Here is a 14,036-nt window from a genome sequence, read left to right as displayed (position 1 = left end):
CGCGAGGTGGTTCAGCGCCCCGGGCCCAAGAGACTCGATGCCTTCGCTGCGAACGCCTCGGCGTTGAAACCCAGCGTCCAGGCCCCGTCGTGCCACTGCACCACCGGGCGCTTGATGACACTGGGCTCGGCCAGCATCAAGGCGATGGCCGATGCCTCGTCCACCACGGCCGCGCGGGTCGCCTCGTCGAGCTTGCGCCAGGTGGTGCCGGCCCGGTTGATGAGCTTGTCGCGCCCGAAGGCCGCGAGCCAGGCAGGCAGCAGTTCCACGGGAACGCCCTGCTTCTTGAAATCGTGGAAGTTGACCTGCTGGCCGTTCTCCGCCAGCCAGGCGCGAGCCTTCTTGACGGTGTCGCAGTTCGGAATGCCGTAGACGGTGATCATGGCGGCGACCGTACCATGCCGCCATGATCGACTGGCTGGACGACGCTTCCCTCGAATTCCCCCCCAGCCACCGCGCGCTGGGCCCCGACACCGATGCCCCGGGCCTGCTCGCCGCCGGCGGCACGCTGACGCCCGAACGGCTGGCAGCGGCCTACCGGCGCGGCATCTTTCCCTGGTACGGCCCCGGCCAGCCGCCGCTGTGGTGGGCGCCCGATCCGCGCATGGTGCTGAAGACGGCCGACTTCAAGCTGTCGCGCTCGCTGCGCAAGACCGTGCAGCGCTTCGCGGCCACGCCGGGCTGCGAGATCCGCATCGACCACGACCGCGCCGCCGTGCTGCGGGCCTGCGCCAGCACGCCGCGCGAGGGGCAGGACGGCACCTGGATCGTGCCCGAGTTGCAGGCCGCCTACGTGGCCTGGCCGGCGATGCACAGCGTCGAGACCTGGGTGGATGGCGAACTCGTCGGCGGCCTGTACGGCGTCAACCTCGGCCGCATGTTCTACGGCGAATCCATGTTCATGCGCCGCACCGACGCCTCCAAGATCGCCCTGTGCGCGCTGGTCTGCCTGTGCCGCGAGTTCGACATCCCGTGGATCGACTGCCAGCAGAACACCCGCCACCTGGCCTCGCTGGGCGGCGCCGAAGTCGCCAGAAACGTGTTCGAAGCCCACCTGGCAGCGCATGCCGGCGCGGCCACCCCGGGCCCGTGGACCTATCATCCGGACCACTGGCACAGGCTTCTGACCTCGACGTGACCCACCCCAAAGAACTGCCCCTCGCGCAGATCCAGTTCTATGCCACGGCCGCCTATCCCTGCAGCTACGTGGCCGGCCGCCAGGCGCGCTCTCAGGTCGCCACGCCCAGCCACCTGATCCACGCCGACGCCTACTCCAACCTGGTCGCCGCCGGGTTTCGACGCAGCGGCCTGTTCACCTACCGCCCCTACTGCGACCAATGCCGGGCCTGCGTCGCGCTGCGCCTGCCGGTCGACCGCTTCCAGCCCACGCGCAGTCAAAAGCGCGCCTGGAAAGCGCACCGCCACCTGCAGTCCAAGGTCATGCGCCTGGGCTACTCGCCCGAGCACTACGCGCTGTACCTGCGCTACCAGGCCGGCCGACACAGCGGCGGCGGCATGGACCACGACAGCGTCGACCAATACACCCAGTTCCTGCTGCAAAGCCGCATCAACAGCCGCCTCGTCGAATTCCGCGAAACCATGCCCGACGGCAGCACGCCGCTGCGCATGGTGTCCATCCTCGACATCCTCAGCGACGGCCTGTCGGCGGTCTACACCTTCTACGACCCCGACATCGAGGCCAGCTACGGCACCTACGGCGTGCTGTGGCAGATCCAGCAGGCACGCGAACTCAGGCTCCATCACGTCTACCTGGGCTACTGGATCGAGGAAAGCCCCAAGATGGCCTACAAGTCGGGCTTCAGGCCGCATCAGATCCTGCGCAACGGCGTGTGGGAAGACGGGGCTGGATGACGGTGAAGGCCCCGAGGCTGCTGGTCGGGCTCGCCGCGTTCATCGCGACCGCTGGCCTCAGCGCTGACGCACCTACGCAGCCGCCGGCCTTTCTGCCGTTTCACTGGCACGTCGGCAGCCTCGGCGGACTGCCCCCAACGCCTTTGGCCCTGCTCGTGCCTGTCACGCTGGGCGAGCGCACCTGCGACATGCAGCTCGACACCGGTGCCAATTCAGCGCTGATCTGGCATTCGGCAACCGACAACGACGGGCCCAGGCGGCCACTGAGGCTGAGACTGGGCGAACTGGAAGCCCGTGCCGAGGTCGGCTTGGCAACGCAGCGCGCCATTGACGAATGCACCCCGGGCAGCGCGGTCGGCACACTGGGCAACGCCTTCTTCGAGCACGGCACGCTGACACTGGACATCCCACGCCAGCGACTGGCCTGGCAGACAGGTTCCACGCTGGACCGGCACCCCAACGCTCGACGCTTCTTCTATGCCACACCGCCCGCGGACGGCGGACTCAATGAGGGGGGACACATCTTCATCGAGCTGGACGCCCGACGAGCTGGCAAAGGCTACGGGATGTTGGACACCGGCGCGGCGTCTGCGGAGATCGGGGCGTTGGACGCTCGGTGGTGGACCCAGCTCACAGGGTCGGCAGCGCTGCAAGGCCAGCACATCACGAGTTTCATCGTCAACTCATGGAGTCGTTCGCTGGAATGCGTGTCGGCGCCGACGGTGGATACGGTCGGCATCGACGACTTCGGTCCGGTGGCCCGGCGCACCACCTATTGCCCCGCACTGGCCTTCCGCCCCACGGTCCACGTGATCGGCCTGGTGGGCATGGCGCCGTTCATGCACAGCGTCCTGACCATCGATTACCCCAGCCGGCGCTGGTTGGTGGAGGCAGCTATCCCATCGCCGTAAAGCCAGACCATCGACCGCCTACCCGGATTCACACCAGCACTTCCACGCACCCCGGGTGCCCCAGGAACCCCTCCGGGCTGGCGCTGCGGCCATAGGCTCCGCTCTGGTAGACCACCGCCAAGTCACCGACCTCGCTCCGGGCCATGTCCATGCGGTCGGCCAGCAGGTCCAGCGGCGTGCACAGCGGGCCGACGACGCTGGCTGACTCGGTGGACGTCTCGCGCCGGCCTTGCGGCTCGATGGAAGCCGGGTAGTTCTTGCGCAGCACCTGGCCGAAATTGCCCGAGGCCGACAGGTGATGGTGCAGCCCGCCGTCCGCCACCAGGAACACCTGGCCGCGCGACACCTTGCGGTCGACGATACGGCTCACGTAGACGCCCGCCTCGCCGACGAAATAACGGCCCAGCTCGATGACCAGCTTGGCCTGGGGCAGGTCGGCCTTGGCGCGCTGCTGCAGCGCGGCAAGGTTGTCGGCGATGGGCGCCAGATCCAGCCGCGTCTCGCCCGGGAAATAGGGGATGCCGAAGCCGCCACCGAGGTTCAGGAACTTGACCGGTGCCGGCGCGTCTGAAGCCAGTCTCAGCGCCAGCTCGTAGCTCTTCTGCTGCGCCTCGCAGATCGCCTCGGCCTTCAGGTTCTGCGAACCCGCGAACAGGTGGAAGCCTTCAAACGCGACCCCGTCGCCACTCAGGCGGCCCACCCCGGCCAGCACCTCGGGCAGCGCTTCGGCGTCGATGCCGAACTGCTTGGGGCCGCCGCTCATGCGCATGCCCGAGCCCTTGAGCTCGAAGTCGGGGTTCACGCGCAGCGCAACGCGGGCCGGCAGGCCCAGCCGCTGCGAGGCCCGCGCCAGCGGCGCCAGCTCGCGCGCCGACTCGACGTTGACGAGCACGCCAGCCGCCACGGCCTGTCCCAGCTCGATGTCACGCTTGCCCGGGCCGGCGAAGCTGATCTCGTGCGGGTCCGCGCCGGCGTTCAACGCGACCTGCAGCTCGCCGGCCGAGGCCACGTCGATGCCGTCCACCAGCCCGGCCATCAGCTGCACCAACGCCGGCATCGGGTTGGCCTTCATCGCGTAGTGCAGCTCGATGCCCTGCGGCAGCGCGGCTCGCAGTTCGGCGACGCGGGCCTTCAACAGGCCGCGGTCGTAAGCATAGAACGGCGTCTGCCCGACACGCTCGGCCAGCACGGACAGGCGCTGGCCGCCGACGAGCAGCTCGCCATTCGCATCGCGGGGGAACAGAACAGGGGCGTGCTCGAGGGCACGCTTGGGCGCAGTGGTTTCGCTCATGCGGCGTTTCGCTCGACCCAGTCGGTCGAGAGGGTCTTGCGGTCGATCTTGCCGTTCGGGTTGCGGGGCAGCGGGCCGGTGCGGGCCTCGATGCCGTGCGGCACCATGTAGGCCGGCATGCGCGCCTTGCACGCTGCGGTCAGCGCGGCAGCGTCCAGCTCGGGGGCGCCTTCGGGCGGCGTCGCAATGACCTGGATCGCCTGGCCCAAGCTGTCGTGGTGGACGCCGAACGCCACGCACTCGCCCACCAGGCCGGTCGCGTACAGGATCTCTTCCACCTCGGTCGGGCTGACGCGGTAGCCCGAGGTCTTCATCATCTCGTCGCGGCGGCCGACGAAGTAGAGGAAGCCTTCGGCATCGCGCCTGACCGTATCGCCGGAGAACACGGCGAACTCGGGCAATTGCAGCCCGCCCTCACGGCCACCGACACCGACCGGCAGCGGCTTGTAGCGCTCGGCCGTCTTCTCGGCGTCGTTCCAGTAGCCCAGGCCCACCAGTGCGCCGCGGTGCACCAGCTCGCCCGGCTCGTCGGGCGCGCACTCGGTGCCGTCCTCGCGCAGCACCAGGATCTCGGCGTTGGGGATGGCCTTGCCGATGGAGTCGGGCCGGCGGTCCACCTCCTCGGGCGGCAGATAGGTCGAGCGGAAAGCCTCGGTCAGGCCGTACATCAGGAAGGGCTGCGCCGAAGGCACGCGGGCGCGCAGCAGGTCCAGCGTTGCGCGCGGCATGCGGCCGCCGGTATTGGCGAAATAGCGCAAGTTGGCGTCGATGGCGGCGGGCCAGTCCAGCTGCGTCAGCTGGATGTAGAGCGGCGGTACGGCCGTCAGGCCGGTCACCTGCTCGCGCTCCATGGCCTTCAGCACATCCTTGGGCAGCAGGTAGTTCAGCAGCACCACGCGCGCGCCGCTGTGGAAGGCTGTCGTGAGCTGGCTGAAGCCGGCGTCGAACGACAGCGGCAAGGCCGCAAGCAGCGTATCCCCCGCGTGGTTGCGCAGGTAGCTGGCCACGCTCTTGCCGCCCGCCACCATGTTGCGGTGCGACAGCACGACACCCTTGGGGCGCCCCGTGGAGCCGGAGGTGTAGAGGATGGCGGCCATGTCGGTGTCGATGACACGGTGGCCGCCTCGCGCGGGCGACGCCAGCAGCGCGGCCCAGTCGTGCACCGGCACCGGGGCGGCGCCCATGCCGCCGGTCAGCACCACATGGCGCAGCGCCGGGCATTGCGCCAGCACCTCGGGCAACTGGGCGAGGCGTTCGGGCGATGTGACCAGCACGCGCACGTCGCAGTCCCGCAGGATGAAGCCGACCTGCTCGGGCTTGAGCAAGGGGTTCAGCGGCACGAAAACGCCGCCGGCCGCGGGCGCGCCAAAGCTGGCAACGACCGTCTCAAAACGTTTCTCGAGATAGATGGCCACACGCTCGCCACGTGCGAGCCCGAGGCCAGCGAGCCCGTGGGCAAACCCCTGCACGGCCGACGCCAGCGCGCCATAGGCCCAGGTCACAGCGCCGTAGGTCAGGGCCGGGGCGTCGGGCGCGCGCTCGGCGGCGACGGACACCAACTCGTGAAGCAGCGTGGATTCGGGCATGGACGCGGGTCGGATCGGGGTAAAAAAAGTATCGCACGCGCCCCCGAAGCCAAGGGGGGCGCTCCCCGGAGGCAAGGGGGCGCGCCGCTAAACTGAGCGGCTGCTCTTCTCACCCCAAATCCATGGACAACGCCCAGGTGCTCGGCCACGTGCTGAGGCTTCTCGACGATGTGCTGAGCCTGAACGGCCGTGCCCTCACCTTCACCCGCGACACGCCGCTGCTGGGCAGCCTGCCCGAGCTGGACTCCATGGCCGTGGTCAGCCTCATCACGGCGCTGGAAGAACAACTGGGCCTGACCGTCGACGACGACGACATCGATGGCGACACCTTCGCCACCGTGGGCTCGCTGGCCGACTTCGTCGCGGCCCGCCAGGGTTGATCCCGAACGCCGACGTCTTCTTCCTGCCCGCCGACGGCGGCGAGCAGCGGCTTTGCCTGTTCCATGCACCGGCCGGCGCACCGCGCAGCCGCGTGCTCTACGTGCACCCGTTCGCCGAGGAAATGAACAAGTCGCGGCGCATGGCCGCCCTGGCCTGCCGCGCGTTGGCCGAGGCGGGCCATGCGGTGCTGCAGATCGACCTGCGCGGCTGCGGGGATTCGTCGGCCGACTTCGGCGACGCCAGCTGGGCCGACTGGCAGGCCGATGTGCGGCTCGGCCTGGCCGAGCTGGAACGGCGCGTGCCGGCCCCGGCTGCGCCGCTGTGGCTGTGGAGCCTGCGCGCCGGCGCGCTGCTGGCGGCGGCGGACTGGGGCCGGCCCGTGAACCACCTGGTCTGGCAGCCCATGGCCAGCGGCAAGCTGGCCCTGCAGCAGTTCCTGCGCCTGAAGCTTGCGGCCGAGATGGCCGGCGGCGCGAGCAAAGGCTTGATGGACCAGCTCAAGGCAGAGCTGGCCGCCGGACGGCCCGTCGAGATTGCGGGTTACGGCCTTGGGGCCGCGCTGGCGGCCGGCCTGGAAGCCGCCCGCTTTGCGCCCGCCGGCACACCCAGCCGGGTCGAATGGCTGGAGGTCAGCACGCGCGAGGATGCCGCGCTGACGCCGGTCAGCCAGCAGACGGTGCAAGCCTGGCGCGACGCCGGCTGGGCCGTGCGGCCGCAGCTCGTGCAGGGGCCGGGCTTCTGGGCCACGTCCGAAATCGAGGTCGCACCCGCGCTGATCGCCCGCACCGTGGAGGCGCTGGCGTGAAGGAGTCAGTGCTGACGTTCAGCTGCGAAGGCCAGCCGCTGGTCGGCATCCTCGCGGAGCCCGCCGGCACGCCGGCCGATGTCGGCGTGCTCATCGTCGTCGGCGGGCCGCAATACCGCGTCGGCAGCCATCGCCAGTTCGCCTTGCTGGCAAGGCAGCTCGCCGCCAACGGCTTCACCGCACTGCGATTCGACTACCGCAGCATGGGCGACAGCCCCGGCGACGCGCGCGACTTCCTCGCCGTGGAGGCCGACATCGGCGCGGCCATCACCGCGCTGCTGGCGGCGCGCCCGGGCCTTCGCCGCGTCGTGCTGTGGGGCCTGTGCGATGCCGCATCGGCCGCGCTGATGTACCTGGACACGACACGCGATGCGCGCATTGCCGGCGTCGCGCTGCTCAACCCCTGGGCCCGCTCGGCGGCAACGCTGGCGCAGACGCACGTCAAGCACTACTACTGGCGCCGGCTGCGCGAGAAGACGTTCTGGCTCAAGCTGCTGCGTGGCGGCATCGGCCTCACGGCCCTGCGCACGCTGGGGCGCAACCTGCACCTGGCCCGCGGCGCTGGCGCCGCCAAGGCCGACGCGCGCAGCTTCCAGGACCGCATGGCCGCCGGGCTGCGCGGCTTCGACGGGCCGGTGCTGCTGATCCTCAGCGGTGACGACTACACGGCCAAGGAGTTCCTCGAGCACGTCAGCCATGCCGACAACTGGGCTGGCCTGATCCACCGCCCCGCCACCACGCGCGTGGATCTGCCCGGCGCGGACCACACCTTCTCGAGCCGTCAGGATGCCAACGCGGTGGAGACCGTCACGTGTCGCTGGCTAAACTCGTTCAACGTTTCATCGGAAACACACCCATGAGAACCTGGGTTCTGCTGTTCGGGCTCCTGGCCGCCAGCGGCGTCGGCGCGCAGACCAACAACGCATGCGGCTCGCTGGTCAACTATGCGTTCGGCCCCTATGACTACCGGGCCGCCACGCGGGACCAGAAGTCCCTCGTCGAGAACGCCCACTTCACCGCCGGCGTGGAGTTGCTGCAGACGCGCAAGACCGGCACCTTCGGCCATGACATCGGCTACACGCTGCGCGCCTTCCCCAACCATCCGCGAGCGCTGCTCGCGATGCAGAAGTTGGTGGAGAAGGAAAAGCGCAACCCCGCCGAGGATGCGCCCTACACGATCGATTGCTTCTACGAGCGTGCGCTGCGCTTTCGGCCCGACGACTACGTCGTGCGGCTGCTGTATGTCAGTTTTCTGATCGAGCGCGGAGACCTCAAGGAGGTGCCCGCCCACCTCGCCTATGTGAACCAGACCGAAGCCGACAACGCCTTCGCCATGTACAACCTGGGCCTGGTTTACTTCGATCTGAAGGACTACGGCCAGGCGCTGGCCCATGCGCACAAGGCGTTGGCGCTGGGGCTGCCACGCACCGACCTGAAGACCAAGCTCGAGCGCGTGAACAAGTGGGAAGAGCCCGCAGCGGCGCCGGTCGCGGAGGCCGCATCCAAGCCTGACGCAAGCGCATCCGGGGTGCCCTGAACGTGGCGAGCGCTCCCCAGATTTCCATCGTCATCCCGTCCTTCAACAGCGGCGAGTACATCGGCGAGGCGCTCGATTCGGCGCTGGCGCAGGTGGGCGTGCAGACGGAAGTGATCGTGGTCGACGACGGCTCCACGGACGACACGGTGGCGCGCGTCCAGGCATACGGCGACCGCGTGCGGCTGATCCAGCAGGCCAACCAGGGGTCGGCGGTTGCCCGCAATCGCGGTGTCGCGGAGGCTCGCGCCGACTACATCGCCTTCCTCGACGCCGACGACTACTGGCACCCGCAAAAGCTGTCCCGGCAATGGGCCGCAGTGCAGGCCGGGGCCGAGCTCGTCTATGCGCGGTTCACGCTTTGGCATGCGGGGGCGGACGGCCGCTTCCCGCCGGCACTCGCCTATCTGACGGAGAGCCAGGCCGCCGGGCGCATGAGCAAGCCGGCGCGCCGAGGCTGGCTCTACATCGACCTGCTGCTGGATTGCGAAGTCTGGACGTCCACCGTGCTGGCGCACAAGGCACTGCTGAACAAGGTCGGCGGGTTCGACACCAGCCTGCGCAAGGGCCAGGACTACGACTTGTGGCTCAAGCTCGCCAACGAGGCCGAATGGCACGGCGTCTCGGAATCGCTGGCGCTCTATCGCATCCACGACCAGAACATCACGCGCTCGGTCAAGGCCGAGAACTTCGAGTACCGGATTCTGAGCACGGCGTATCGCCGCTGGGGGCTGGTCAACCGCGACGGCCGGCGCCTGCCCGCCGACACCATGCAGGCGCGGCTCGCACGCTCGGCCCGAACCTTCGCCGATGCCCACCTGGCAGCGCGCTCCGGTGACATCGCGACGAACTACTACCGGATCTCGCTGACGCACCAACCCCTGGCGCCACGGGTCTGGCTGAACTGGCTGCGCGCGCGACTGCTGCCCCGCTGAATGCGCATGACCGCAGCTCGCGTCACGATCATCATCCCGACCACCTGCGAAGCCAGGCGCAGCGCCGCGCTTGGGCGCGCCATCGACAGCATTCTCGGGACCGCCGACACGCCGCCAACCATCCTGCTGGTGGTCAACGGCAGCCGCTACGACGCCGAGCTCCTCGAGCGCCTGCGCCAGGACGCGCGGCTGCAGGTGGTCTATGAAAGCGTCGGCAGCCTGCCTCGGGCGCTTCGCATCGGCCGCGACGCGGTGCGCACCGAGTATTTCGGCTTCCTGGACGACGACGATGAATACGTGGGCGACGCCGTGACGGTGCGGCGCCGCCATCTCGATGAGCACCCCGACGTGGATGTCGTCGTCTGCAACGGCCTGCGCGAACACCATGGGCAGGATCAGCCCTTCCTGACTGAGTTCGCCGGCGCCGCGCGCGAGCCGCTGCAGGCGATGACCCGGGCGAACTGGCTGGCATCCTGCGGCGCGATGTACCGCAGCGCGCGGGTCACGGCGGACTTCTTCGACGAGCGCTTCAAGTATCTGGAGTGGACGTTGCTGGGCTTCAAGCTCGCAGCCACGCGGCGGCTGGCCTTCATCGACCAGCCCACGTTTCGCATCAACGACACGCCGGAGTCGCTGTCGAAGTCGGAAGCCTATGAGATCTCGCAGGCCCAGGTTCTCGAGGAAATTCTGCGGCTCGCGCTGCCCGCCGACGTGCAGCGCGCCATTCGGCGCAAGCTCGCGTCGGCGCACCACACGCTGTCCGACCACTACCGGGCGCAGGGCCACTGGAAGCAGGCCTGGGGCCACCATCTGAAAAGCCTGCGCCTGCCCGGCGGCCTGGCCTATCTCGGGTACTCGCGCCGGCTGTTCGGCAACAGCCGCCCGCAGGTGAAGCCGTGACGGCGCGCATGCAATCGCCATCGGACGTTCGACAGCATGCCGGCCGCGGCAAGTTGCCAACGCGGGCGCTTGCGTCTGCTGCGATGAAGTGGCCGCAAGCCCGCCAGACACGCTCGGTGCGGAAGCCCTGACCATGGCCCAGTCCGTCACCCGCTCGCTGCTGTTCTCGTTTCTGGACCGTTACGCCAGCCTGGCCATCACCATCCTGTCGTCGCTGGTCATTGCGCGGCTGCTGAAGCCTGCGGAGATCGGCACGTTCTCGGTGGCGATGGTGTTCATCTCGTTGCTGTCAACGATGCGCGACCTGGGCATCGGCGCCTACCTCATCCAGGAGAAGGAACTGACCCCGGCGCGCCTGCGCACCGCCTGGGGCGTGCAGCTGACGATGGGCCTGAGCTGCAGCCTCCTGGTGGCGCTGCTGTCGGCTCCGCTGGCCGGGTATTTCCACGAGCCGGTGCTGCGGGACCTGCTGCTGGTCATCGCCTGCAACTTCCTCGTCATTCCGTTTGGGGCGCTCAACTACGCCTTGCTGGTGCGCGACATGCGCTTCGACGCCATTGCCATGGTCCGTCTTTCGCAGACCGTGGCCATCGCTGGCGTCAGCATCGGCACGGCCTACGCGGGGCATGGCGCGCTGAGCCTGGCCTACGGCAACCTTGCCGGCGTCAGCGTGGCCGCCATCGCGGGCATCGCGCTGCGCAAGGGTGCGCCATGGCTGCCCGCCTTCACGGAACTGCGGCGCGTGCTGAACGTCGGTGCCACGATGACCGTCTCCTCGCTGTTCTCCGCAGCCGCCACCAGCGCGCCGGAGTTCCTGCTCGGCAAGCTGCAATCGATGGCGTCCGTCGGTTACTACTCGCGCGCCAACGGCCTGATCGCGATGGTGAATCGCCTGCTGACCGACGCCACCTACCCGGTGGCCGAGGCGAAGTTCGCGGCGCTCAGCCGCGGCGGCGAGAGTTGCGCGCCGGCCTTCCTGACGGCCCTCGCCTATCTGCTGGCCGTCGGCTGGCCGATGTGTGCCTTCCTGGCCCTCATGGCGGAGCCGCTGGTGTTGCTGATGTACGGCAGCCAATGGGTCGACTCGATCACGCCGACCCGCATCCTCGGCGTGAGCGCGCTGCTGACGCTGTGGACCACGGTGTGTCAGGCCGCCCTGGTTGCGACCGGGCACAACCGCCTGGTCATGCGCGGCAACGTTTTGCAGGCGTTGTTCACGGGGCTCGCCGCAGCGGCAGCCGGCGCCTTCGGCGTGACGGCGATGTGCGTTGCCCTGGTGGTTGCATCGCTGCTTTCAGGCCTGGTGTGGCTGAAGCTGGCCCAAGGCAGCATCGGGTTCAAATGGCAAGACCTGCACCGCATCCTCGCCAACAGCGCCCTCATCACGGCGGCAGTCGCCCTCGCGGCGGGCGCCGGCCTGGCTGGCGGCCACTGGCTGGCCTTGAACGCCGTGGCCCAGCTCGCCGTGGCGGTGGTGCTGGGCGCCAGCGCCGGGCTGGCGGCGCTGGTCATCACCGGGCACCCGCTGGCCACCCTGCTTCGCTCGTTCGCGGCGAGCCGTCTGGGCCGTCGGCGCTCTGAAGGCGCCTGAATCCACCATGCAGAACATGAAGCCCCCGACGACCTGGAACCTTGTGGATTTGCAGCCGCAGGACGGGCTGGGGCCGCATCGCGCCGACTGGGACCGCCTCAACGACCAGCTCATGGGCGCGCATCCCTTGCTCGCCAGCAGCTTCGTCGAGCCACTGCTGCGGCAGTTCGGCGAGACGGGCGTGGTGCTGGCCATGGCGGACCAGGGCGGCCACGTCATCGCGATGCTGCTGCTCAACCCCCAGCCCAGAGCGCTGGGCGTGTGGTCCAGCTTCCTGCCGTCGCAGATGCAGATCGGCCCCACGCTGCTACCGCCCAAGCTGGACATCGGCGGCTTGCTGGCCGTGCTGCCCGGCTATGCCGCCGAGTTGGACCTGCTCTGCAACGACCCCCATTTCTGCGATCTTCGCGACCTGCCGGGCCGTTCTGTCGAGAGCATGCCGCACGCGCTGACGATGAGCGTCAACCTGCGCGGCGGCTTCGACGACTACTGGGCGCAGCGCCCGCGCAAGCTCATCCAGAACATGCGCCGCTACCTGCGCCGTCTGCAAGGCGAGGGCGAGGGCGAAGGCCAGGGCCAGGGCCAGGGCGACGGGTTCCGGATCGTCACTGCCGCCGCGGACATGGATGCCGCCGTGGCGCGCTACGCTGCGCTGGAAGGCAGCGGCTGGAAAGGCCGGGAAGGCACTGCCATCACCAGCAGCAACGCCCAGGGGCGCTTCTATGCAGAACTGATGCGCACCTGCGCCACGCAAGGCCAGGCACTGGTGTACGAGCTGTGGCACGGCCAGGACCTGCTGGCTTCGCGCATGCTGCTGATCAGGGGCAACATGGTGGTGATGCTGAAAACAGCGTTCCACGAGGCATTCGACCGATTTGCGCCCGGCCGTGTGCTGCTGCTTCGAACACTTGAAGACCTGTTCAAGCGTGTGCCGGATGGCGTTGTCGAGTTCTATACGAATGCAGAAGCAGACCTGCTGGCCTGGTCCACCTCGCAGCGCTGGATCAACCACGTGAGCATCTATCGGCATACGGGCCTGCGGCTGTGCTACGACGGCTTGCGCCGGCTCGGGCGAGCCTGGGCGCCGCACAAGGACAAGCACCGGGTGGATGCCAACGTGATGGTCGAACGCAGTGGCGCGACCGTCGAGCGCATCGACAGCGTTCGCGAGCTGCCGCCCGACGCCATCGCGCTGCTCGACCGCAACGAACAGGTCTACATCGAGTTCGGCGCCGATTGGTTCGAACTGCTGAGCGACACCGTCTTCCGCGACGGCGCGAAGAGCATCTTCTACGTCTTGCGCCGGCAGGGGCATGTGCTGGCGGTGCTGCCGGTCGGCGTGCAGCAGACGGCGGCAGGTCACCAAGTCGGCGCGCTCGCCAACTACTACACCACGCTGTACGCCCTGGCCGTCGATGAAGGCCTGGACGCCGACGATTTGCTGCCCATGATGATGGCGCTGCGCCGCGACCATCGCGCGTCGGCTTACCGCTTCTGGCCCATGGACCCGCAGTCCCGCGACTTCAAGCTGCTGCGGGCGTCATTGCGGCAAGCCGGCCTCAAGCCCCGCGGCTACTTCGCTTTCGGCAACTGGTATCTGCAGGTCGACAGCGATTGGGCCGGCTATCTGAAGAACCGCAGCGGCCAGCTGCGCAGCACGATCAAGCGCATGACCAAGCGGCTGGCGGCCGAGGACGGCGGCCGGCTGGAGATCATCCGCGACGAGGCCGACGTCGAGCGCGGCATCGCGGCCTATGAAGCCGTCTATGGTGCCAGCTGGAAGGTGGCCGAGCCCTATGTGGAGTTCATTCCCGGCCTGATCCGCCTGTGCGCGCGGCGGGGCTGGCTGCGCCTGGGCCTCGCATGGATAGGCGACAAGCCCATCGCCGCCCAGTTGTGGATCGTGCAGGGTGGCCGGGCGAACATCTACAAGGTGGCCTACGACGAGGCCTACAAGGCCATCGCACCCGGTACGCTGGTGACCGCTCTGCTGCTGGAAGAGGTCATCGACCGTGACCAGGTGGCCGAGGTCGACTACCTGATCGGCGACGACGCCTACAAGAAGACCTGGATGAGCCATCGCCGCGAGCGATTCGGCCTCGTGGCCTACGACCCGCTGACGGCGCGCGGGCTCGCGGGCCTCACACGCCAGGCCGTCGGCGGCGCCTGGCGCCGGCTGCGCCAAAAATTCAAACCACCGGCCGAAAATCTGGCCGGCTGATATCCAACC

14 protein-coding genes are annotated in these 14,036 nt (G+C 68.8%); 11 read left to right on the top strand and 3 right to left on the bottom strand.

Going from position 1 to position 14,036, the window contains the following annotated elements; translation table 11 throughout:
• Nucleotides 1-11 precede the first annotated feature (11 nt).
• On the bottom strand, nucleotides 12-383 hold the full coding sequence (locus ACG00X_RS14215; protein WP_394488847.1) for an arsenate reductase: 372 nt from the start codon (nucleotides 381-383) through the stop codon (nucleotides 12-14).
• A gap of 23 nt (nucleotides 384-406) precedes the next feature.
• Here ACG00X_RS14215 and ACG00X_RS14210 point away from each other — a divergent pair, with 23 nt between their 5' ends.
• The 3 genes from ACG00X_RS14210 to ACG00X_RS14200 are packed head-to-tail and all read left to right on the top strand — an operon-like array spanning nucleotide 407 to nucleotide 2,783.
• Nucleotides 407-1,138 (top strand): leucyl/phenylalanyl-tRNA--protein transferase, encoded by a 732-nt coding sequence (locus ACG00X_RS14210; protein WP_394488846.1) that lies wholly within the window; start codon nucleotides 407-409, stop codon nucleotides 1,136-1,138.
• Nucleotides 1,135-1,872: an arginyltransferase gene (locus tag ACG00X_RS14205; protein ID WP_394488845.1), complete on the top strand. Its 738-nt coding sequence runs from the start codon at nucleotides 1,135-1,137 to the stop codon at nucleotides 1,870-1,872. Before ACG00X_RS14210 ends, ACG00X_RS14205 begins: the two co-directional genes overlap by 4 nt.
• Nucleotides 1,869-2,783, top strand: coding sequence for a hypothetical protein (locus tag ACG00X_RS14200; RefSeq protein WP_394488844.1), 915 nt, complete (start codon nucleotides 1,869-1,871; stop codon nucleotides 2,781-2,783). The genes ACG00X_RS14205 and ACG00X_RS14200 overlap by 4 nt, the downstream gene beginning before the upstream one ends.
• Before the next feature lie 28 nt (nucleotides 2,784-2,811).
• Here the strand turns inward: ACG00X_RS14200 and ACG00X_RS14195 are convergent, their stop codons facing one another.
• Nucleotides 2,812-4,074 (bottom strand): pyridoxal-dependent decarboxylase, exosortase A system-associated, encoded by a 1,263-nt coding sequence (locus ACG00X_RS14195; RefSeq protein ID WP_394488843.1) that lies wholly within the window; start codon nucleotides 4,072-4,074, stop codon nucleotides 2,812-2,814.
• Nucleotides 4,071-5,660: an acyl-CoA ligase (AMP-forming), exosortase A system-associated gene (locus ACG00X_RS14190; RefSeq protein WP_394488842.1), complete on the bottom strand. Its 1,590-nt coding sequence runs from the start codon at nucleotides 5,658-5,660 to the stop codon at nucleotides 4,071-4,073. The genes ACG00X_RS14195 and ACG00X_RS14190 overlap by 4 nt, the downstream gene beginning before the upstream one ends.
• A gap of 122 nt (nucleotides 5,661-5,782) precedes the next feature.
• Here ACG00X_RS14190 and ACG00X_RS14185 point away from each other — a divergent pair, with 122 nt between their 5' ends.
• The 8 genes from ACG00X_RS14185 (at nucleotide 5,783) to ACG00X_RS14150 (ending at nucleotide 14,027) form a co-directional block, all read left to right on the top strand.
• Nucleotides 5,783-6,040, top strand: coding sequence for an acyl carrier protein (locus ACG00X_RS14185; RefSeq protein WP_394488841.1), 258 nt, complete (start codon nucleotides 5,783-5,785; stop codon nucleotides 6,038-6,040).
• Entirely contained in the window at nucleotides 6,037-6,846 is an 810-nt protein-coding gene (locus ACG00X_RS14180) for a hydrolase 2, exosortase A system-associated (RefSeq protein WP_394488840.1), read from the top strand. The genes ACG00X_RS14185 and ACG00X_RS14180 overlap by 4 nt, the downstream gene beginning before the upstream one ends.
• A complete protein-coding gene (locus ACG00X_RS14175) occupies nucleotides 6,843-7,706 on the top strand; it encodes a hydrolase 1, exosortase A system-associated (RefSeq protein WP_394488839.1) in 864 nt (287 codons plus the stop codon). The genes ACG00X_RS14180 and ACG00X_RS14175 overlap by 4 nt, the downstream gene beginning before the upstream one ends.
• Nucleotides 7,703-8,383 carry a tetratricopeptide repeat protein gene (locus ACG00X_RS14170; RefSeq protein ID WP_394488838.1) on the top strand — a complete coding sequence of 227 codons (681 nt, stop codon included), beginning with the start codon at nucleotides 7,703-7,705 and terminating at the stop codon, nucleotides 8,381-8,383. The genes ACG00X_RS14175 and ACG00X_RS14170 overlap by 4 nt, the downstream gene beginning before the upstream one ends.
• A 2-nt stretch (nucleotides 8,384-8,385) precedes the next feature.
• A complete protein-coding gene (locus tag ACG00X_RS14165; RefSeq protein ID WP_394488837.1) occupies nucleotides 8,386-9,315 on the top strand; it encodes a glycosyltransferase family 2 protein in 930 nt (309 codons plus the stop codon).
• Between the two features lie 6 nt (nucleotides 9,316-9,321).
• Nucleotides 9,322-10,215 (top strand): glycosyltransferase family 2 protein, encoded by an 894-nt coding sequence (locus tag ACG00X_RS14160; protein WP_394488836.1) that lies wholly within the window; start codon nucleotides 9,322-9,324, stop codon nucleotides 10,213-10,215.
• A 133-nt stretch (nucleotides 10,216-10,348) separates the two neighbouring features.
• On the top strand, nucleotides 10,349-11,806 hold the full coding sequence (locus ACG00X_RS14155; RefSeq protein ID WP_394488835.1) for an oligosaccharide flippase family protein: 1,458 nt from the start codon (nucleotides 10,349-10,351) through the stop codon (nucleotides 11,804-11,806).
• A gap of 7 nt (nucleotides 11,807-11,813) precedes the next feature.
• Nucleotides 11,814-14,027, top strand: coding sequence for a GNAT family N-acetyltransferase (locus ACG00X_RS14150; protein WP_394488834.1), 2,214 nt, complete (start codon nucleotides 11,814-11,816; stop codon nucleotides 14,025-14,027).
• Nucleotides 14,028-14,036: the final 9 nt, after the last annotated feature.

Origin of the sequence: Pelomonas nitida (assembly GCF_043555975.1) — a bacterium.
Classification (GTDB): Bacteria; Pseudomonadota; Gammaproteobacteria; order Burkholderiales; family Burkholderiaceae_C; genus Pelomonas; species Pelomonas nitida.
The sequence above is the reverse complement of the archived record's forward strand: the minus strand, read 5'-3'. Positions and strand labels throughout refer to the sequence as shown.